Origin of the sequence: Streptomyces sp. ActVer, assembly GCF_027270795.1 — a bacterium.
Taxonomy (GTDB): Bacteria; Actinomycetota; Actinomycetes; order Streptomycetales; family Streptomycetaceae; genus Streptomyces; species Streptomyces umbrinus_A.
In genome coordinates this window covers 1-19937 of the sequence record NZ_JAPWHT010000173.1, presented here as the reverse complement: position 1 = coordinate 19937, position 19937 = coordinate 1, and the positions used below count along the sequence as shown (strand labels likewise).

Genomic DNA, 19937 nt, shown 5'->3' with positions numbered 1-19937 from the left:
GCAGCTTGGTAGCGCACTTGACTGGGGGTCAAGGGGTCGCAGGTTCAAATCCTGTCGTCCCGACTCGTACGAGTCGCAGGTCAAAGGGTGGCTTCGGAGAAATCCGGAGCCACCCTTTGACCATTTACGGGGGCCGGTCGGGGGTAGGGCCGGGGGCGGGCGTTCTTCGACGGGCGTCAGAGCAGGATCGAGTCGACGTATCCACCGTCCACGCGCAGGGCTCCGCCCGTGGTGGCCGAGGCCTGGTCGGAGCTGAGGTAGACGACCATGTGGGCGATCTCCTCGGGCTCGATCAGCCGTTGCAGGAGGGACTGCGGCCGGTGCTTCCGCATGAACTCGCGCTGTGCCTCGTCCCAGGGCAGGTCGCGGTCGACGAGTTCGTAGACGAAGTCCTCGACGCCACCGGTGTGGGTGGGGCCGGCGATGACCGAGTTGACCGTCACCCCCGTGCCCGCCGCCTGCTTCGCGAAGCCGCGGCCGACCGCGAGGAGCGCGGTCTTGGACATGCCGTAGTGGATCATCTCGGCCGGGATGACGACCGCCGAGTCGCTGGCGATGTTCTGGATCCGGCCCCAGCCGCGCTCCGTCATGCCCGGCAGGTACGTACGGATCAGCCGCACCGCGGCCAGCACGTTCACCTCGAAATAGCGCCGCCACTCCTCGTCGCTGATCTCCAGCGGGTCGGCGGAGCCGAAGATGCCGAGGTTGTTGACGAGGATGTCCACCTCCGGCAGCGTCTCCAGGACGCTCTGCGCGCCCTCCTCGGTCGCCACGTCGGCGGCCACCGGAACGAAGTCCGCACCAGGTACCTCCGCCGCCAGCCGCTCCACGCCCTCCGCGACCCGCTTCTCGTTTCGGCCGTTCACCCCCACCCTGGCGCCGGAGCGCGCGAGTCCGGCGGCGATCGCCGCGCCGATGCCCTGCGTCGAGCCCGTCACCAGGGCGGTGCGGCCCGTCAGATCGATCTGCATGTGGAACCAGTCCCCTTGAGCGTCTGTCCGTGCTGCGTGCCGGTACGTCTGCCGTCAGCCTGGCGGCAGGGCGATCGCCCCGCCACTCCGGTCGACGCCGACGGGTACGGCCTCGCTGCGTATGCCCGCTCGGCGACGGGTGACAACTCGGGCCGGGCTCGCGTCGGTGGGTGGCGGCTGCCGACTCCTTCGAGGCCGGCCGAGGCGATCACGCGCATGGAGGAACAGCACCACCGGCTTGAAGAGCTGGTCACGCGGGTGCGGGGCGCGCTGGACGGGCCGGCCGCCGATCCCCGGCAGCCCCTCTGCGAGCAGGTGGCGGCGCAGCTCACCGAACTGGGCTCGGTGTTGACCGCGCACACGGACGAGGAGGAGAACACCATCCTGCCGCTGGCCGCCGAGCATCTGACCGTCGCCGAGCGGGAGGAACTCGGCGAGATCAGCCTGGCGAAGCCGGACAGGAAGCATCTGCTGCGCGCCTTCAGCGCGTTGACGACGGTGGCAACTCCCGAAGAGCAGCGAACGCTCCTTGCCAAGGCCCCCTGCCCGCCCGCCTGCTGTGACGCCTGTCCGGCCGCCGCTCGCACGCCCGTTGGGAGACCCGCCTGTACGGGGTGTCAGCCGGATGACCGGACCCAAGGTCCACGGGCACGGCACGCCACCGAACCGTGGGTGAGCAGTCACCAGCCAGTCATCGGATGAAAGCCGGGTGTGTCGGCCGCATTGACGCATGATTGGCCGCTTCCTACCCTCCCGTTAGCAGAGTCATCGGATCAATCTGGCAGGAGATCGAGGATGGGTGTCAGCAGGCGGGGGTTCCTGGGCGGCGTCGCGAGTGCGGCCGGCGGAGCGGCGACCGGAATGGGCGTCGCGGAACCGGCGGCGGCCCAACCGGGCCCGCCCGTCGGCTCCGTGGCCCTCACCGGTATGCGTACGGACCGCGAATGGCGGGACTTCCTCGCCGCTCAGGACCCGCGCTGGAAGCGACTGCCGCGCGCCTGGTACGAGGGGCCGTTCCTCGGCAACGGGCTGCTCGGCTCGATCGTCCACCAGGAACCCGGGACCAACGCCCTGCGCTTCACCGTGCACCACAGTGAAGTGCAGGACCACCGGCCGGAGTTCGGCCACAACTGGGGCGTGGCCCGCCTTCCGGTCGGCAACCTCCGCCTGCACCCCGTCGGCGCCATCACCGGCGCCGACCTGCGCCTGGACCTGTGGAACGCCGAGGTCACCGGAACGGTCACCACGGACAAGGGCACCATCGCACTGCGCGCGCTGGTCCACAACGACCGGACGCTGCTGCTCGTCACCGCACGCGCGAGCGCGGGCGAGCGCGACTTCCGGTGGGAGTTCGTCCCCTCGCCCGCCGTCAGCCCGCGCATCGTCCGCGAGGACCCTCCGGCGGGCCTGGAGCCCAACCCCGCTCCGGTGACCACACGCGAGCCGGACGGCACGGGCGTCGTCGTCCAGTCACTGGTCGCCGGCGGCCGGACCGTCACCGTCCACAGGGAACGCCGACACGGCGACGAGCGCGCGTACGTCCTGGCCGTCGCCCACTCCCATCCCGGTACCGACGCCGAGGGACGGGCGAGATCGGCGGTCCGCAAGGCATCGGCGCTGCCCGTGTCCAGCCTGCTGCGCACCCATCGTGCGTGGTGGCACCGCTTCTACCGCAAGAGCTTCCTCTCCGTCCCCGACGAGATGCTGCAGAGCTTCTACTGGATCCAGCTCTACAAGCTCGCCTCAGCCGCCCGCGAGGACGCGCCGATCATGGCGACCACCGGACCCTGGCTGGAGTCCACGCCCTGGCCCGCCGTGTGGTGGAACCTCAACGTCCAGTTGGAGTACTGGGCGGTGCACGGCTCCAACCACCTTGAGCTGGACGCCGTTCCGCGCACCCTCGCCGAGAACACCGACACGCTCGTCGGCGGCCTGCGCCCCGAGTACCGGTCCGACTCGGCGGGCCTGCGCCGCGCCACCGACGCCACCTGTGACACCAGCGGCACCGTCGCCGTCCCGGGCGTCGGCGCCAACCCGGAGATCGGCAACCTGCCCTGGGCGCTGCACAACGTCTGGCTGACCTACCGCCACACCATGGACCGGGGCGTCCTGGAGGACGTCCTCTACCCGCTGCTGCGCCGAAGCACCAACTACTACCTGCACTTCCTGTACGAGGGCGACGACGGCAGACTGCATCTGCCGCCGACCCACTCGCCCGAGTACGGCAACGCCCCCGACTGCAACTACGACCTGGCACTGCTGCGTTGGAGCTGCGCGACCCTGCTGGAGACCACCGAACTGCTCGGCGTACGGGACGAGCTGGCGCCCAAGTGGCGCGAGGTGCTGGCGAAGCTGACCGACTACCCGGTGGACGGGAACGGCTTCATGATCGGCGCGGGCGTCCCCTTCGCCAAGTCCCACAGGCACTACTCCCACATGCTCTCCGTCTACCCTCTCCACCTCGTCAACTGGGAACAGCCCGAGCACCGGGACCTGATCGAACGGTCGCTGAACCACTGGATCGGCTTCGAGGGCGCCCTGCGCGGCTACAGCTTCACCGGCGCCGCCTCCATCACCGCCCAGATGGGCCGGGGCGACGACGCGCTGACGTACTTACGCGAGCTGGTCGACCGCTTCGTACAGCCCAACACCATGTACTACGAGGCGGGTCCGGTCGTCGAGACACCGCTGTCCGCCGCGCAGAGCCTGCACGACATGCTCTGCCAGAGCTGGGGCGACACGATCCGCGTCTTCCCGGCCGTCCCGGGTGCCTGGCGGGACGTCACGCTGCACGACTTCCGCACCCAGGGCGCGTTCCTCGTCAGCGCCGTCCGCCGGGGCGGCACCACCCGCTGGGTCCGCGTACGCAGCCTCGCCGGGGAGCCCTGCCGGGTACGCCACTCCCTGCGCGGGCGTCTCACGGTCGCCGGGGTCGGCGGCCCCGCACCCGCCTGGCGCGACCTGGGCGACGGCGTCGTCGAACTGGACCTGGCACGCGACGCGGAGGCGGTGATCCACCCGGCGGGCTCGCGGCCCGACCTGCGGATCGCCCCGGTGGAGGTGACCGTGCCCGCCGACCCGTGGGGACTGCCGGAACCGCCGCAGAGCGGAACCGTCACCCGGCTCGACCTCACCGGACACTTCGACAACGACGGCATCACCACCGAGATGTACTACGGCGACGGGGACTTCGACGGCACCGGCCGTACGTACCCCATGGCCCAACTCCCGCAGACCGGGCAGACGACGGACAACGGCATCGCCTTCCTCTTCACCAACGGCAGCGAGGGAACGAACAACAACCTCGTGGCGGCAGGGCAGGAGATCACCGTCTCGCAGGGCGCGCAACGGGCGTTCACGAAGCTGCACGTGCTGGGCTCGGGCGACACGGCGGCCGTGACCGTCCCCGCGGTGGTCCGGTACGCCGACGGAACGAGCGAGGCCGCGCCGATCGCGCTGACCAACTGGCTGGCGTCCGGCCCCGAGTTCGGCGAGACCGAGGCGGTGATCACCGGTCAGATCCACTCGCGCACCGGGCCGTCGGCCACCAAGGCGGCCGTCTTCCACCAGGTGATCGAGCTCGACGCGCGCAAGCAGCTCACCGCGATCACCCTGACCACGCCCTCGGGGTCGTCCAGGGCCCATGTCTTCGCCCTCTCGCTGGAGCAGTAGTCGGGAGGGGCGGAAGCAGCAGGATCGGCGAACCGTGAGAAGTCGTCGAAGTCCGGCGATGTCTCGACCCGGTACGACGAAGGTCACAGTTATATATCGGACACTTCGCCCTTCAATCTTCACACGAGGTGCACATGTTGGCTAAGTTGACGGACAGGACGCACGACTCCCTCCGGTGAACCTCGCCGGGTCGCGCGGCCTCCGCCGAATCCGGTGGCCCTCGCGGCGACCGGAACCGGGGACCCAACCGAACTTTGGGGTGAATCGGCCCAACCGCCCGACAGGGCAAGGGCCGTAGGGCATACCTTCCGGATTCCTCGCCCGAACCCGACAGCTAACTCGGTAGGCGGAGCACGGAAGGAGTACGGCTCCCATCGCGCCGGAACGAACCCCGCGCCCCGGAGGCAGCAACCTCCCGGGCATACCCCGGCCCGCCCTCGCGACGGCGGCCGCCACCTCAGTGGACCTCTACTCCTCGGCCGGCGGTTCCTCGCCCGCATCGCCGGCAAGAGGGGACGACGGGCCCAGTCGCGAAGAGGTCCAGCAGCGGATCAGCAGCCTCTACGACCAGGCGGAGACCGTCAGCGGGAACTACAACGCGACCCGGGCGATGAACTCGGGGCGGCCGCGCGAGCGTATGGCACCCGGGCCCGACACGGGGCGTGAGCGTGCCGACACGGTCGCCGCCGCCGATCCCGTTCTGAGCGACCGCGCCAAGCAGTGGTTCGACGTGGGGCGTTCGCAACTGGGGCCCCTCATTCCCGCCGTGCTGCCGCCCGACAGGACGCCGGACCGCGGCCCGGCCGCGACGCGGCCCAAGAGCCCCGGTGACCGTCCGGCCGACCGGTCACCCGACCGCTCGCCCGACCGTGCGCTGGAAGGGGCGGGCAAACCCCTCCTGGAGCTGACCGCCGGACCCGGCACCGCGACAACCGCCCGACCCGTGGCGGAGTTGACCGCAGGACCCATCGCCGCGCTGCCGGCCGTGCCGCAGGCGCGACAGGAGGCCACCGCGATCCTGCCCGCGACCGCAGCCGATCCGCGGCAGTCGCTGAAGACCTCCAAACAGCGGAACCAGAGCAAGCTCGCGAAGGCCCGTGAGCTGCTCTCCGCGCACACCGCCCGGCGGAGCGCGCCGGTGGCGGCCATCGAACCCCCTCCGGCGGAGACCGTCTGGGCCACCACCGAGGGGCAGGGCTACCGCCAGGCCGAGGCCGAATGGTGGCAGCCGCAGGCGCAGCCGCTGTCGGCCGGTTTCGGCATGGAACCGGCCGTCGACGCCCTGGGCGGCCCGGACCTGACGTTCGGCATGGGGCTGCCCGCTGCTCCGGCCCCGACTCCGGCAGTCGCTCCGTCAATCGCTCCGGCTCCGTCGATCGGCATGGATCTGCCCATGGGCCCGGACCTGTCGTTCGGTATGGCTCCGCCCATCGACACCCGTACGCCGATCGGCACGGGCCTGCCCATCGGTTCGGACGGCGCCGCGAACCCGGGGTACGGCACTCCGACCCCCGGCTACGGCGTTGCGACCTCGGCATACAGCGGTGGGTCGACCCCGGGATACGCCGGACCGACCCCCGGATACGGCGGGAAGGCCGCGACAGCCGTCGACTTCGCCCGTGAGCAGATCGGCAAGCCCTGTGTCTGGGGAGCGATGGGGCCGGGCTCGTACGACTGCTCAAGCCTCACCCAGGCGGCCTGGAAAGCGGCCGGGGTCGCACTCCCGCGTACCGTGAACGATCAGGCGACCGCCGGTATGGCGGTCCCCCTCTCCGACATCCGTCTCGGCGACCTGGTCCTCTTCCACGGACACGTCGGCCACGTCGGCATCTACAGCGGCAACGGCATGATGGTCCACGCGCCGAGCCCGGGGGCGGCCATCCGCGAGGAGTCGATCCACTGGGCCGGCGAGCCGGCGATCCACAGCGTGATCCGGCCTGCCTGACCCGGAGCCGTACCTGACCCGGAGGCCGTATCGGAACGCGCGCGAGGCGCCGACCGATACGGCCCCTGATCGTCTCGTGACGGAGACGGCCGGTCCGCGGTCGGGTCAGCCCGCGTCGAGCGCGACGGCGATGTCGGTGATGGGTATCGGGAACGGGTACACGTCGGTCGTGGCTCCGGTGAGTACGTCGACGGTGTAGAGCGTCGTCGTCGAGGCACCGGCCGGGGTGAGGGCGGCGAAGGCCGTGTTCGAGATGGTCTTGCCCGCGCTCAGGTCGCTGAAGATGTCGAAGCCCGCGTTGGCACCGGCGTCGAAGCCGAGCGAACCGGTCGCGACCAGCAGGCCGTTGGCGGGCGGTGACTGGATGACGACCTGGTCCGAGGTCGTGTTGATGTCGAACAGCGTGGTCGCGGTGGCCGAGTTGAGGTCGTTGTTGGTGTAGGCGGCGCCGGTGACGCCGCGGGTCGTCGCCCCGTCCGTGGTCAGCGGGGTGTTCGTGGCGGTGCTGCTGTTGGCGAGGTTGTGCGCCAGGTTCTGACCGGTGTCGCTGATGATCCGGAGCCGGTCGGCCGCGGGGTTGAAGTCGACACCGAAGTTCGTGCCCTGCAACGGGACGCTGAGCTGCGAGACCTTGGTGACCTGCACGTCCGGGACGGCGGGCGGGGTCTTGACCGTGTAGACGCCGCCCTGGTTGCCGACGGCGTACATCAGACCGTTCTGTACGCGGAAGTCGATCCCGATGACCGCGGTGTCGCCGACGAGCCCGTTGATGACCCTGAACCAGTTGAGCACGTCGGGTCTGTCGGTGGTGAAATACGCCATCAGCCTGCCGTCGGCCGAGATGCCGAACGCCGGCAGGCTGGGTGTCGCCGCGTGGCTGGTGCCCGGGGTCGCCACGACGAGTGCCGCCATGGCGGACGCGGCCGCGACCGCCGTGGCCATCTTCTTCCTGAGCCCTGCTTTCATCGCTTCTTCCCTCTCGGTCGGCGTGAGCTTGAGCGTGGATGTGAGCGCGAGCGCGTACTGGGGCAGAGGTATTGCCGCCTGGTCCGCCAGGCCGGATCGACAGGCGGCGACGGCAAGCTATGGGGCAGGACTGGACATCCACTGGACGGTGGTTGAACGGCTGGACGGTTGAACGGAGGGGCTCCGCGGGTTCACGGGCCCGATGTGGTCGACGACGCGGTGGCTGTCACCCGCGGCCCCAGGGCCCGGCGGGCGCGCTCGGCGCCCGCGTGCGCCCGTGCCAACTGGTCGTGTTCACCGGTGACGGACGCGACCGTCGCCGCGGTGGAGTGGTGGTCGAGCGCCTCGTCGTGACGGCCGCTGCCGTGCAGGGCCTCGGCCAGGCCGTTGAGCGCCGACGCCTCGCCGTAGCCCTCCCCGTTCTCACGGAACAGTTCGAGGGCTCGCCGCTGACAGGTGAGCGCGGCCTCGAACTCGCCCTGCCCCAGCCGGATGTCGCCCAGACCGGACAGCGCGTACGCCTCGCCGCCGTGGTGCCCCAACTGCCGGAAGAGCGTGAGGGCCTGCTCCTGGCATTCGGCCGCGGACTCCGAACGGCCCAGCCGCAGAAGGGCGTTGCCGAGGTGGGAGAGGGTGCGGGCGCGGCCGATCCGGTCTCCGGTCAGATCGTGCAGGGCGAGCGCCTGCCGCTGGTGGTCGGCCGCCTGCTCGTACTCGCCCAGCCGCAGACACACATTGCCGAGGTTCGTGAGCGTGCGCGCCTGGCCCACCTGGTCGTCGGTCTCCCGGTAGAGGGCGAGGGCCTGTTGATGGTCGTGCGCCGCGTCGCGGAGGCTGCCGAGACGCCAGTGGACGTTGCCGAGGTTGGACAGGGTTCTCGCCCGCCCGGCGCGGTCGCCCGTCCGGAGGTGCAGTTCGAGGGCCCGTACGAGATGGTCCTCGGCCGATCCCGCGTCGGCGAGCCGCCAGTGCACGACCCCGAGGTTAGTCAGTGCGTGGGCCTGTCCGGCCAGGTCACCGAGCGTCTCGGCGGCCCGCAGGGCGTGGCGGTGGATCTCCAGCGCCACGGTGTGGTGACCGGAGTCGAGGTGGCGGAAGAGAAGAGCGGCCAGGCGGACGGCGTGCCGGGGACTGCCACGGTCCGCGGCCACCGCGCAGACGGCGGCCAGCGTCGGCCGCTCGGCGTCCAGCCAGGCCCGTGCCGCGGCCGCGTCACCGACGGCGGACGAGACGTGGACGGAGGGTGCGATCGCGGGCCTGTGGTGCCGCTCGGCCGGGTAGAGCGTGTCCATGGCCGCCGCGGCCGTGCCGAGGTAGTGGTCGAAGAGACGGACCAGCGCGGCCTGCCGTTCGGCCTCGGAGTCATGCGTACGGGTCAGGCGGTACGCGTAGGCACGCAGGAGGTCGTGCGTGCCGAACCGGCCCGGCCGGACGGGCTCCAGGAGATGGGCCCGGGCCAGCAGGGCCAGCGTTCCGGCGGCTTGGGCGGGGTTCCCACCGGCACCCGCGCGCTCGTCGCCCGGTACGGCATCCGACGCGTGGGCCGACGTTCGGCCTGGCATGTGATCCGATGTGTGAAGTCGCACCTGGCCCGACAAGGCGCCCGGCACGCGCTCGGGTCTCTCTTCCTGCGTGGCGCCCGGCACTTGGGTCGGCTCCTCGCCCGGCGCTTCGCCGATCAGCGCCGCGACCGCATGGGCGTCCGCCTCCGGTCCCGGGTGCAGGCTCAGCAGGCGGAAGGTGCGGGCGGCCGGGGCGGGGAGTCGCTCGTAGGACCAGGAGAACACCGCCTCCACCGCCGCGCGCCGGTCGCCGCCCGCGTCCAGGAGGTCCAGCCGCCGCTGCTGGTCGGCCAGCTCCGCCACGAGGTCCGCCAGCCGCGACGACGGGTGGGCGACGGCGAGTTCGGCCGCGACCCGGAGCGCCAGCGGGAGGCGTGCGCACTGTTCGGCCAGGGCGGCCGCCGGTCCCGGCTCGGTGTCGACGCGCGCACCGACGAGCGTGCGGAGCAGGGCGAGGGCGTCGGGCGGCGGGAGCGGGCCCAGACCGATGCGGCGGGCGCCGTGCAGGGCCACCAGTCCTGCGAGGCTGTCCCGGCTGGTGACCACGACCGCGCAGGCCGGCGAGCCGGGAAGCAGCGGGCGGACCTGCTCCTCGGACAGGGCGTTGTCGAGGACCAACAGCACTCGCCGGTCGGCCAGTTCGGTCCGGAACCGGCTCGCGCGGTCGTCGACGTCGAGCGGGATCGCGTCACCGGGGACCCCGAGGACGGTGAGGAACCGGGTGAGGGCGTCGCCGGGCGGCATGGGGCGGTCCGGGTCGTAGCCGCGCAGGTTGACGTAGAGCTGGCCGTCGGGGAACCGGTGCCGCGTGCGGTGCGCCCAGTGGACGGTGAGCGCGGTCTTTCCCACCCCGGCCGTGCCGGAGACGACCGAGACGGCACCTGCCGTCGGACTGTCCGCCGCCGCGGCCAGCAGCCGGTCCAGCGCGGACAGTTCCGGGTCACGGCCCGCGAAGCCGGGTACGTCCGCGGGGAGTTGCGCGGGTAATCGGTGTGCCGAAGTCGGGTACGGGGGTAGGTGGGCGGGCACCTGCGCGGGCAACTCGGCGGCGCCTGCCGTGCCAGGGCCGTCGGCGGTGTCGCGGGCCGGAGCGTGCCGGGCGTCGGGAGCAGAAGGCCGGGTGCGGCGGCGCAGCAGGGCGGCATAGGCCTCGGCCAGCGCCGGGCCGGGGTCGACGCCGAGTTCGTCGGCCAGCCGGCGACGGCTCCGCCGGTAGACGGCGACCGCCTGGTCACGTCGCCCGACAGCCTCGTACGCCCGGATGAGCCTGGCCTGGGCGTCCTCGTCCAGCGGCTGCGCGACCGCGGTCTCCTCCAGGACGGGCAGTGCGTCGGCGCTCCGGCCCGCCGCGATCATGGCCTCGCCGTACTGGGCGACCGCCCCACGGCGTTCCTCCGCCAGCGCGACGACCACCGGGTGTGCGGAGAGGAAGGGCAGGTCCGCGAGGGGCGGTTGCTGCCACAGCCCGAGTGCGTCGGTCAGCAGCGCGGCGGCCCGCTCCTGGCCGCCGCGCCGCCCGTCCCGTCGTACGGTCACCGCCCCGGCGACCAGGTCCCTGAAGCGCAGCAGATCGATGGCGTCGTACGGGACGCGCAGCGCGTAGCCGTCGCCGAGCCGGGGGAGCAGCACGCTGCGGGCGCGTGGTGGCCGGTCCGGCTCCAGCAGGTGGCGCAGGTGCTTGATGTGGGTCTGGACGACGTTCGGCGCGGTCGCCGGCGGGCGCTCGCCCCACAGCGCGTCCGCGAGCCCGAAGAACGGCAGTTGCTGTCCACGGGACACGGCGAGCAGGGCGAGTACCGCGCGGCGCTGGGGCGAACCGAGGTCGAGGCGGGTGCCGTCCCGCCAGGCGCAGACCGGCCCGAGTACCTGAATGCGCATCCGCTCCCCGCCCCCAGTTTTACAACTCCCTCACTATTCCCTTTCTCTATCCCCGTTATCGGCATATCCGGAAGGCGTATTCAGGCCCACTGCCGCACAGTTGTCACACCGGCCCGTGCGTCGGTGCTGAGGGTTCTGCGCTCAGCGTTCGTCGGCGGAGAGGTCCGGGTGATCGCCGAGGCGGTGTACGTACTCCTCGATGTGGCGGTACGGAGCGAGGGTGCCGGCCGCGTCGAAGTGGTCGAGGTGGGTGAGTGTCACCCAGAGGTCCCGGTCCGCGGTGCCGAGCTCGTCGCCCAACACATAGGGCTGGCAGGCGAGTTGCCGGTCGAGCCGATCCAGTGCGGACTCGCATGCCCCGTCGGCGAGGAGGCCCGCGAGGTCGCGGAGGATGTCGGGCGTGTGGTTGCTGACGACGCGTCCGCTCCAGCGGTCGCACAGCGCGGGCGCGGTGAGCGGGCCGTCGTAGTGGTGCCAGGTCGCCTCGTAGGCGCCGCGCAGCGACGCGAAGGCATCGGGTGTCTCGGCGGGGAGCTTCAGGACCGTGGTGGTGAGCGCGCCCTTGAGGCCGAGCAGGTCGAGGACGACCGCCACGCGCCCCGAGTAGGGACAGGCCTCGGACAGATACAGCTGATAGCGGTGCGGCGCCGGGTAGAAGCCGCCCGCGAGACCGACGCCGATACGGCCGCGAATGCGGTGCGGACGGGTGGCCGGAACGGGGACGGACGTGCCACCGGCGGCCGTACCGCAGCCGGACGAGCGGGAGGCGCTCGGGCGGGAGGCCGCCGTCGTGAAGGTGTCAGTGCTGCTGGAACCGCGGGAAACTGTCTCGGGCATGACTCTCCAGGGGGAACGCGGAGGCCCTGGCCGCCTCGTGGGCGCCAGTGGCGGAACGGAGTGACTGCGCTGCCGTACAGGTCCGGATCGGTCGGACGCGTAGCGGATCAGTAGGCGCTGGAGACACGCGACAAGTCGATGTGCAGGCGCCTCGTCAAGCCGTTCCTGGACAAATTCCCACCGGTCCTGCCGTCGGGGCTCGCGAGACGCGAGACCACGCTTGCCCCGCCGCTCCGGCGGAACCCGGTCGTCACCCGGGGCACCCCGTCGCGGTGGAAGGGTTGCCTGCCAGCGGGCCGGGGCCGATGACCGCACGAACGGGGGAGTTCCCGCACGACGGGCGCTGGCAATCGTGACCGTCTCCGCCAGTGTTGATGCGCTCCGCGGGACCGTCAAGACGGCGTCTCAGCAGCTGGGCATCCTGCCGCCGGACCACGGGACCGGCTTCGCACCGGGTGATGAGAAGCCTCCTGACAGGAACTCCCGGTAACCGAAGGAACTGGAACTCCCGCCGGCCGGAAGAAAAGGCGCGGCCGTACTGTTGTGCTCGTTGACGACGAGGCGGTGCCCGATCGAGGGCCCGTTATTGCGAGGTCGGCCGGACCCCCGGTCCGCCGAGCCGGAAGGGCGGAGGTGACGCACGTGCCAGCGCGAGCCGTGTCCCGCCGCAGCGTCCCGAAGGCCGCCCCGCTCCATCGCGTACGCCTCTACTCCCGGCCGCACATCGACCTGCTGCGCGTTGCCGGCGCGCTCTGTTGCTCCTGACCCGAATCCCACGCGGCCGCGCCCTCCGGTGAGGGCCGGCTTTCCCGTACGGTCGATCAGGAAGGCACACCTCTCGTGTCCTCAGCACCTTCTGCCCTGCCCTCTTCCGCGCATCTGCACCTCGCCGTGGCGCTCGACGGCGCCGGCTGGCATCCCGCCGCCTGGCGCGATCCGGTAGCCCGGCCCCGGGAACTGTTCACCGCCGGGTACTGGGCCGACCTCGTCGCCGAGGCCGAGCGGGGTCTCCTCGACTTCGTGACCTTCGAGGACGGCCTCGGACTGCAGTCGTCGCACTTCATCGAGCCGGACGGGCGGACCGACCAGGTCCGCGGCCGGCTCGACGCCGTTCTCGTCGCCGCCCGGGTCGCCCCGTTGACCCGCCACATAGGTCTGGTGCCGACCGTGGTGGCCACGCACACGGAGCCGTTCCACATCTCCAAGGCCATCGCCACCCTCGACTATGTGAGCTCCGGCCGGGCGGGCCTGCGGGTGCAGTTGACGGCACGCCAGAACGAGGCGGCGCACTTCGGCCGCCGTACGCTGCCCCGCCTGGACGCCTACGACAGCCCGGCCACCCAGGACGTGGTGACCGAACTCTTCGACGAGACGGCCGACTACGTCGAGGTCGTGCGCAGACTCTGGGACAGCTGGGAGGACGACGCCGAGATCCGGGACGTGGCCACCGGCCGCTTCGTCGACCGCGACAAGCTCCACTACATCGACTTCGAGGGCAGGCACTTCAGCGTCAAGGGCCCCTCCATCACCCCGCGTCCGCCCCAGGGCCAGCCCGTCGTCAGCGCCCTCGCCCACCAGACCGTCCCGTACCGGCTGGTGGCCCGCGCCACCGACATCGGCTACGTCACCCCGCACGACACCGACCAGGCCCGCGCGATCGTCGCCGAGATCCGTGCCGAGCAGGCCCTCGCGGGCCGTGCCGACCAACCCCTGCACGTCTTCGGCGACCTGGTGGTCCTCCTCGACGACGAACCCGCCGCCGCGGCCGCCCGCAGGGACCGTCTCGACGCCCTCGCGGGAGAGCCGTTCACCAGCGACGCCCGCGTCTTCACCGGTACACCTGCCCAACTCGCCGACTTGCTCCAGGAGTTGTGGTCGGCAGGGCTGAGCGGCTTCCGGCTGCGCCCCGCCGTCCTCGGCCACGACCTGCCCGCCGTCACCCAGGGACTGGTCCCCGAACTCCAGCGCCGGGGTGCCTTCCGCCGCGCCTACGAGGCCGACACCCTGCGTGGACTGCTCGGGCTCGCCCGCCCGGCCAACCGCTACGCCGCCAACGCCAGCGGCGCTGCTGCCGCCAACGCCGCTGCCAACGCCACCGCCTGAGCCGGACGGAGACCGCACGACCATGAGCAAGCCGCTGAAGCAGATCCACCTGGCCGCCCACTTTCCCGGCGTCAACAACACCACCGTCTGGAGCGACCCGGAGGCCGGCAGTCACATCGAGTTCAGCTCCTTCGCGCACTTCGCGCGGACCGCCGAGCGCGCCAAGTTCGACTTCCTGTTCCTCGCCGAAGGGCTGCGACTGCGCGAACAGGGCGGAAGGATCTACGACTTGGACGTCGTCGGCCGCCCCGACACCTTCACCGTCCTCACCGCGCTGGCCGCCGTCACCCAGCACCTCGGCCTGACCGGCACCATCAACTCCACCTTCAACGAGCCCTACGAGGTGGCCCGCCAGTTCGCCAGCCTCGACCACCTCTCGGACGGGCGCGCCGCCTGGAACGTCGTCACCTCCTGGGACGCCTTCACCGGCGAGAACTTCCGCCGCGGCGGTTTCCTCCCGCAGGAAGAGCGCTACTCCCGGGCCAAGGAGTTCCTGGCCACCGCGAACGAACTCTTCGACTCCTGGCGCGGCGACGAGATCGTCGCCGACCAGGACACCGGCACCTTCCTGCGCGACGCGAAGGCCGGCGCCTTCGTCCACCAGGGCCAACACTTCGACATCGAGGGGCAGTTCAACGTTCCGCGCTCCCCGCAGGGCCGCCCGGTGATCTTCCAGGCAGGCGACTCCGAGGAGGGCCGGGAGTTCGCCGCCGCAGGCGCCGACGCGATCTTCAGCCGGTACGCCACCCTCAAGGAGGGCCAGGCGTTCTACTCGGACGTCAAGGGACGCCTGGCCCGCTACGGCCGTACGCCCGACCAGTTGCTGATCCTGCCCGCCGCGACCTTCGTCCTCGGCGACACGGACGCCGAGGCGGAGGAACTGGCCCGCGAGGTGCGCCGGCAGCAGGTCAGCGGGGCGACCGCCATCAAGCACCTGGAGTTCGTCTGGAACCGCGACCTGTCCGCGTACGACCCTGACGGCCCGCTGCCCGACATCGACCCCGACCTCGGCGAGCACACCATCGCGCGCGGCCGGGCCCAGGTCCGGATGTACCGCGACCCGCTGGCCACCGCCCGGGAGTGGCGGGAGCGCGCGGCCGCCAACAACTGGTCCATCCGCGACCTGGTCATCGAGGCCGGCAACCGCCAGGCCTTCGTCGGCTCCCCGGCCACGATCGCGGCCACCATCGACGACTTCGTCCAGGCCGACGCGAGCGAGGGCTTCATCCTCGTCCCGCACATCACCCCCGGCGGCCTCGACGCCTTCGCCGACACGGTGGTCCCGCTGCTCCAGGAGCGCGGAGTGTTCCGCACGGAGTACGAGGGCACGACCCTGCGTGACCACCTGGGCCTGGCCCATCCCGATTCCCGTACCAGTGCCGATGCCGATGCCGATGCCGATGTCGACGCCGCCGACGACATCGGTGAGCGGGGTGAGCGGGTGGCTTCGTGAACGTACGGGTGGTCGCCCCGGTCGTGTAAGCGCGAGACCACAGAGTGGGGGCTGAAACCGGTCACCTGGCTTGATACGGATGCCGAAGGGGACGATTCTTGTACACATGGTGACATTGCCGCGCGACGGAGGACCGGCGGCCACGGCCGGTGACGCCATGGCGGTGGTCGACGCAAGCGGCAATGTCACGGGCTGGAGCGAGGGCGCGCGGCTGCTGACGGGGTACACGGCCGAGGACGTGACCGGGCGGCCGGCGTCGGAGCTGGTGGCGGGGGAGCCCGCGGCGGTCCGGCGGGCTCTGCTGACACACGGCGACACTGTCGTGGCCGTGCGCCACAAGGACGGGCGGCGGCTGGAGCTGGCGCTGCGGATGTGTCCGCTGCTGGGCGGGGAGGGGCGGAGTCCGGGGTTCGTCGTCACCGCGACGCCGGACGCGGACGGGCGGGGCCTGGGCGAGCTGGCCTTCGAGCAGGCGTCGATGTCCATGTCGATCTTCGATACCGGGCAGCGCTACCTGCGGATGAACGACTTCGCGTGCCAGGTCATGGGGCAGCCCGAGAGGGCGTTCCGGCACCGGTACTTCCCCGACACCGTGGAGAACGCCGAGCACAGTCGCGGCTTCCTGCGCCATCTGGAGATCGTCGCGGAGACCGGGCAGCCGGTCCACTACGAGAGCTGGACCCGCTCGCCGTCCGGCCGCCGCATGCACGCCTGGAGCTTCGAGATGTGGCCGGTGCGGGACCGGGCCGGAGAGGTGCTGGGCACCGCGCTGGCCGGGTTCGACAGCAGCGAGCAGTACTGGGCGAGACAGCGGCTGGCCCTGCTGAACGAGGCCGCCGGCTCCATCGGCACCAAGCTCGACGTGATCCAGACCGCCCGTGAACTCGCCGAACTGGCCGTGCCCCGCCTCGCCGACTTCGCCGGCGTCGACCTGCTGGACTCCGTGCTCCGGGGCGAGGAACCCGCGACGGGGCCGGTGGAGGGCGGCGTGGAGCTGCGCAGGGTCGCCCACCACTCCGACACCCCCGGTGTGCCGGAGGCGGCCATCGACCTGGGTGCCGCCGACATCTACCCGGCCTTCTCCCCGCCCGCCCGCGCCCTGGCCACCGGCGAGCCGGTGCTCACCCGGAGCGGCGACAGCGGCCTCGGCACCTGGTTCGCCGGGCACGGCGCCCGCTCCGCCAAGCTGCGCGAGGGCGAGGACCACGAGCTGTCGCTGATGGCCGTACCGCTGGTGGCACGCGGCACGACACTGGGCGTGGCCGTTTTCGTACGGATCCTCACCCCCGAGCATCCCGACGCCTTCGACCTGGACGACGTGTCGCTGGCCGAGGAACTGTCCAGCCGGGCGGCCGTCTGCGTCGACAACGCCCGCCGCTACACTCGCGAGCGCACCACCGCGCTGGCCCTCCAGCGCAGCCTGCTGCCCCAGGTGATGGCGGTGCAGGCGGCCGTCGAGTTCGCCTCCCGCTACCTTCCGGCGCTGTCGCAGGCAGGAGTGGGCGGCGACTGGTTCGACGTGATCCCGCTGTCCGGGACCAGGGTGGCGCTGGTCGTCGGAGACGTCGTCGGACACGGCCTGCACGCCTCCGTCACCATGGGCCGGCTCCGTACGGCGGTCTGGACCCTCGCCGATGTCGACCTGCCGCCGGACGAACTGCTCACACACCTGGACGACCTGGTCGGTCACCTCGCGGCCGACGAGAGCGCGATGATCGGCGAGATCGGCGCCACCTGCCTGTACGCGGTGTACGACCCGGTGTCCCGCCGCTGCACCATCGCCTCCGCCGGTCACCCGCCGCCCGTCGTGCTGCTCCCGGACGGAACGGTGAAGGTCGTCGAGGTCACCGCGGGACCGATGCTCGGCGTCGGCGGCCTCCCGTTCGAGGCCACCGAGCTGGACGTGCCCGAAGGCGCCGTACTCGCCCTCTACACGGACGGTCTCGTTGAGGCCCGCGATGTCGACGTGGACGTGGGCACCGCCGCCCTCTGCACCGCCCTGGCCGCCCCGGCCCGGAATCTTGAGGACACCTGCGACAACGTCCTCAAGGCCCTGCTCCCGCAGCGCCCGGCCGACGACGTGGCGCTGCTCCTGGCCCGTACCCGCGCCCTGGACACCGACCAGGTGGCCGTCTGGGACCTGGAGTCCGATCCGGCGCTGGTCGCCACGGCCCGGCAGTACGCCACCGAGCAGCTGACCCGCTGGGGGCTCGACGAGGCCGCCTTCGTCACCGAACTCGTCGTGAGCGAGCTGGTCACCAACGCCATCCGCTACGGCGGCTCCCCGATCCAGCTCAGGCTCATCCGCGACCGTGCGCTCATCTGCGAGGTCTCCGACGCCAGCAGCACCTCGCCCCATCTGCGCCGGGCCCGCACCTTCGACGAGGGCGGCCGGGGCCTGCTGCTCGTCGCACAGCTCACCGACCGCTGGGGCACCCGGCCGAGCGGCACCGGAAAGACCATCTGGGCGGAGCAGGCACTGCCGGTCCAGTGAGAACCGGACCGGACTGCAGGACTCAAGAGTCAAGAAGTCAGGACTCAAGAAATACAGGACTCAAGAACTCAGGAACCGGCTCGGCTCAGTCGAGGCCCACGTAGTCGCGCAGAGCCTGTGAGCGGGAGGGATGGCGCAGCTTCGACATCGTCTTGGACTCGATCTGGCGGATGCGCTCGCGGGTGACCCCGTAGACCTGGCCGATCTCCTCCAGGGTCTTCGCCTGCCCGTCGAGGAGCCCGTACCGCAGGGTGATGATGCCTGCCTCGCGCGGGGTCATATGGGCGAGGATCTCCTGGATGGTGTCCTTGAGCAGGAGGAACGTCACCGCGTCGAAGGGGGAGATGCTCTCGCTGTCCTCGATGACGTCGCCGAGTTCGCTGCCGCCGTCCTCGCCCAGCGGCAGGTGCAGCGAGACCGGGTCCTTGGTGTACCCGTCGAGCTCGATGACCTTGGAGATGGGCAGCTCCATCCGCTCCGCGACCTGCCCCACCGTGGGCTCGACGCCCAGTTCCTGAAGCATCTCCCGGCGGAGCCTGGCCATTCTGTTGATGACCTCGACCGCGTGGACCGGAATGCGGATCGTGCGGCTCTGGTCGGCCAGGGCCCGTGTCAGCGCCTGCCTGATCCACCAGGTGGCGTAGGTCGAGAACTTGAAACCCTTGACGTAGTCGAACTTTTCAACAGCCCGAATCAGACCTGTGTTGCCCTCCTGGATCAGGTCCAGAAAAGTGAGACCCCGTCTCGTATAACGCTTTGCGATGGACACGACCAGGCGGAGGTTGGCCTCGATGAGGTGGGATTTCGCCCGGTGGCCGTCCTCGACGAGGATTTTCAGCTCGCGCCGGAACGACGCGTCGAGATCTGGTTCTTCTTCGAGCCTGTGCCCGGCGAACAGGCCGGCCTCGATCCGTTTGGCGAGGTCGACCTCCTGTGCGGCGCTGAGGAGGCGGACCCGGCCGATCACCTTCAGGTAGTCCCGGACCGGATCGACCGAGGCGCCGTCGGAGCCGAGCCGGGGCTCGGGGGCGTCGGCGTCGTAGTCCGGAGACACCAGAAGAGTCTCCTGCCCTTGTTCTGGGGTATCCGTCTCCATTGCGGTCAACATCTCTTCCCGTGCCTCAGTTCTTGGTGCAAACTCAACAATGTCGAGCAAGACCTTCGGTCTTCAGGAATCCTGAATTCTCGTCGTCCACGGTGCTGATTGCTGGGCGTGGGAATCTTCATCAGGCTCGCCCCATTACGGTACACCCGCCGGAGCCCCGGTCGGCGGCCCCGCATTGCCTCGAAATGTGGGTGACATGAATCACGTCGTCCGCGCTGTTGATTTTCTCGAAGGATTCTGAACGCCCAATATTCCGTGGCCCGCAGGGGCGGGGTGAGCCCATACTCCGACACCGATGAGCACACAGACTTCCGGGGAGATCCCCGAAAAGTTCGCGGCCGGGGACTTCCTGGACCGCTGGTCACTGACACCGGACGGCCCGACGGCACGCGGGATGGCCTCCGTCGTCCTGCCGGTGACCCGCGCGGACGGCACGCCCGCGGTCCTGAAGTTCCAGGAACCCAGCGGGGACAACGCGGGCGCCGCACAGGGGCTGCGGGTGTGGAACGGTGACGGCGCGGTGCGGCTGCTCGACCACGACCCGGACACCGGCACCATGCTGCTGGAGCGACTGGACGCGGCGCGGCCGCTGTCGTCGCTGACCGATGACGACGCCGCTCTGCGGGTCCTCGCCGCCCTGTTGGCGCGCCTGGTCGCGATGCCCGCGCCGGACGGCCTGCGACGGCTCTCCGACATCGCCGCCGCGATGCTCGACCAGGTGCCGCACGCGCTGCCCGCCCTCCGCGACCCCGCCGACCGGCGTCTGTTGCGCTCCTGCGCTTCCGCCGTGACCGAACTCGTCGGCGAGGCGGGGGACCGGCTGTTGCACTGGGACCTGCACTACGACAACGTCCTCGCCGGGGAGCGGGAACCCTGGCTCGCCATCGATCCCGAACCCCTCGCCGGAGACCCGGGGTTCGACCTGTGGCCCGCGCTGGACAGCCGATGGGA

General features: G+C 71.2%; 12 protein-coding genes, 1 pseudogene and 2 riboswitches. Of the genes and pseudogenes, 8 read left to right on the top strand and 5 right to left on the bottom strand.

Features of this window, described 5'->3' with window-relative positions; all coding sequences use genetic code 11:
• Positions 1 to 176: 176 nt before the first annotated feature.
• Positions 177 to 971 (bottom strand): SDR family NAD(P)-dependent oxidoreductase, encoded by a 795-nt coding sequence (locus tag O3Q52_RS26430; protein WP_269651235.1) that lies wholly within the window; start codon positions 969 to 971, stop codon positions 177 to 179.
• Between the two features lie 216 nt (positions 972 to 1187).
• On the opposite strand from O3Q52_RS26430, the gene O3Q52_RS26425 reads away from it, so the two are divergent.
• From O3Q52_RS26425 to O3Q52_RS26415, 3 genes are all read left to right on the top strand, one after another.
• The gene (locus tag O3Q52_RS26425) at positions 1188 to 1673 is read left to right on the top strand and encodes a hypothetical protein (RefSeq protein WP_269651234.1); all 486 of its coding nucleotides are present in this window, start codon (positions 1188 to 1190) and stop codon (positions 1671 to 1673) included.
• A gap of 225 nt (positions 1674 to 1898) precedes the next feature.
• The gene (locus O3Q52_RS26420; protein ID WP_369124176.1) at positions 1899 to 4643 is read left to right on the top strand and encodes a Tat pathway signal sequence domain protein; all 2745 of its coding nucleotides are present in this window, start codon (positions 1899 to 1901) and stop codon (positions 4641 to 4643) included.
• 192 nt (positions 4644 to 4835) lie between these two features.
• Positions 4836 to 5008: riboswitch (cyclic di-AMP (ydaO/yuaA leader) on the top strand.
• A 95-nt stretch (positions 5009 to 5103) separates the two neighbouring features.
• Positions 5104 to 6588 carry a C40 family peptidase gene (locus O3Q52_RS26415; RefSeq protein WP_269651233.1) on the top strand — a complete coding sequence of 495 codons (1485 nt, stop codon included), beginning with the start codon at positions 5104 to 5106 and terminating at the stop codon, positions 6586 to 6588.
• Between the two features lie 105 nt (positions 6589 to 6693).
• Here O3Q52_RS26415 and O3Q52_RS26410 read toward each other — a convergent pair whose 3' ends face one another.
• The 3 genes from O3Q52_RS26410 to O3Q52_RS26400 all read right to left on the bottom strand — a co-directional run bounded on the left by O3Q52_RS26410 (position 6694) and on the right by O3Q52_RS26400 (position 11831).
• Complete coding sequence (locus O3Q52_RS26410) at positions 6694 to 7554, bottom strand: DUF4394 domain-containing protein (protein ID WP_269651232.1); 861 nt, start codon at positions 7552 to 7554, stop codon at positions 6694 to 6696.
• A 191-nt stretch (positions 7555 to 7745) separates the two neighbouring features.
• The gene (locus tag O3Q52_RS26405; RefSeq protein ID WP_269651231.1) at positions 7746 to 10994 is read right to left on the bottom strand and encodes a tetratricopeptide repeat protein; all 3249 of its coding nucleotides are present in this window, start codon (positions 10992 to 10994) and stop codon (positions 7746 to 7748) included.
• A gap of 141 nt (positions 10995 to 11135) precedes the next feature.
• A complete protein-coding gene (locus tag O3Q52_RS26400) occupies positions 11136 to 11831 on the bottom strand; it encodes a glutathione S-transferase C-terminal domain-containing protein (protein WP_269651230.1) in 696 nt (231 codons plus the stop codon).
• 211 nt (positions 11832 to 12042) lie between these two features.
• Positions 12043 to 12189: riboswitch (SAM riboswitch) on the bottom strand.
• Positions 12190 to 12473: 284 nt separating this feature from the next.
• On the opposite strand from O3Q52_RS26400, the gene O3Q52_RS26395 reads away from it, so the two are divergent.
• The 4 genes from O3Q52_RS26395 to O3Q52_RS26380 all read left to right on the top strand — a co-directional run bounded on the left by O3Q52_RS26395 (position 12474) and on the right by O3Q52_RS26380 (position 17881).
• On the top strand, positions 12474 to 12596 hold the full coding sequence (locus tag O3Q52_RS26395) for a putative leader peptide (RefSeq protein WP_269651229.1): 123 nt from the start codon (positions 12474 to 12476) through the stop codon (positions 12594 to 12596).
• A gap of 75 nt (positions 12597 to 12671) precedes the next feature.
• Positions 12672 to 13934, top strand: a complete 1263-nt coding sequence (locus O3Q52_RS26390) for an LLM class flavin-dependent oxidoreductase (protein ID WP_269651228.1) — start codon at positions 12672 to 12674, stop codon at positions 13932 to 13934.
• A 22-nt stretch (positions 13935 to 13956) separates the two neighbouring features.
• Positions 13957 to 15387 (top strand): NtaA/DmoA family FMN-dependent monooxygenase, encoded by a 1431-nt coding sequence (locus tag O3Q52_RS26385; RefSeq protein ID WP_269651227.1) that lies wholly within the window; start codon positions 13957 to 13959, stop codon positions 15385 to 15387.
• 106 nt (positions 15388 to 15493) lie between these two features.
• Positions 15494 to 17881 carry a SpoIIE family protein phosphatase gene (locus O3Q52_RS26380; RefSeq protein WP_269651226.1) on the top strand — a complete coding sequence of 796 codons (2388 nt, stop codon included), beginning with the start codon at positions 15494 to 15496 and terminating at the stop codon, positions 17879 to 17881.
• A gap of 85 nt (positions 17882 to 17966) precedes the next feature.
• On the opposite strand, the pseudogene O3Q52_RS26375 reads toward O3Q52_RS26380, so the two are convergent.
• A pseudogene (locus O3Q52_RS26375) lies at positions 17967 to 18947 on the bottom strand (RNA polymerase sigma factor); the annotation flags it as partial.
• A gap of 334 nt (positions 18948 to 19281) precedes the next feature.
• Here O3Q52_RS26375 and O3Q52_RS26370 point away from each other — a divergent pair.
• The coding region (locus tag O3Q52_RS26370) for an aminoglycoside phosphotransferase family protein (protein ID WP_269651225.1) at positions 19282 to 19937 on the top strand (656 nt) is incomplete at its 3' end.

Excerpts from the sequence above, each read along its gene's own strand:
- O3Q52_RS26410 (WP_269651232.1), bottom strand. The coding sequence starts at position 7,554 with ATGAAAGCAGGGCTCAGGAAGAAGATGGCCACGGCGGTCGCGGCCGCG.
- O3Q52_RS26430 (WP_269651235.1), bottom strand. The coding sequence starts at position 971 with ATGCAGATCGATCTGACGGGCCGCACCGCCCTGGTGACGGGCTCGACG.
- O3Q52_RS26400 (WP_269651230.1), bottom strand. The coding sequence starts at position 11,831 with ATGCCCGAGACAGTTTCCCGCGGTTCCAGCAGCACTGACACCTTCACG.
- O3Q52_RS26380 (WP_269651226.1), top strand. The coding sequence starts at position 15,494 with ATGGTGACATTGCCGCGCGACGGAGGACCGGCGGCCACGGCCGGTGAC.
- O3Q52_RS26385 (WP_269651227.1), top strand. The coding sequence starts at position 13,957 with ATGAGCAAGCCGCTGAAGCAGATCCACCTGGCCGCCCACTTTCCCGGC.
- O3Q52_RS26405 (WP_269651231.1), bottom strand. The coding sequence starts at position 10,994 with ATGCGCATTCAGGTACTCGGGCCGGTCTGCGCCTGGCGGGACGGCACC.
- O3Q52_RS26425 (WP_269651234.1), top strand. The coding sequence starts at position 1,188 with ATGGAGGAACAGCACCACCGGCTTGAAGAGCTGGTCACGCGGGTGCGG.
- O3Q52_RS26420 (WP_369124176.1), top strand. The coding sequence starts at position 1,899 with ATGCGTACGGACCGCGAATGGCGGGACTTCCTCGCCGCTCAGGACCCG.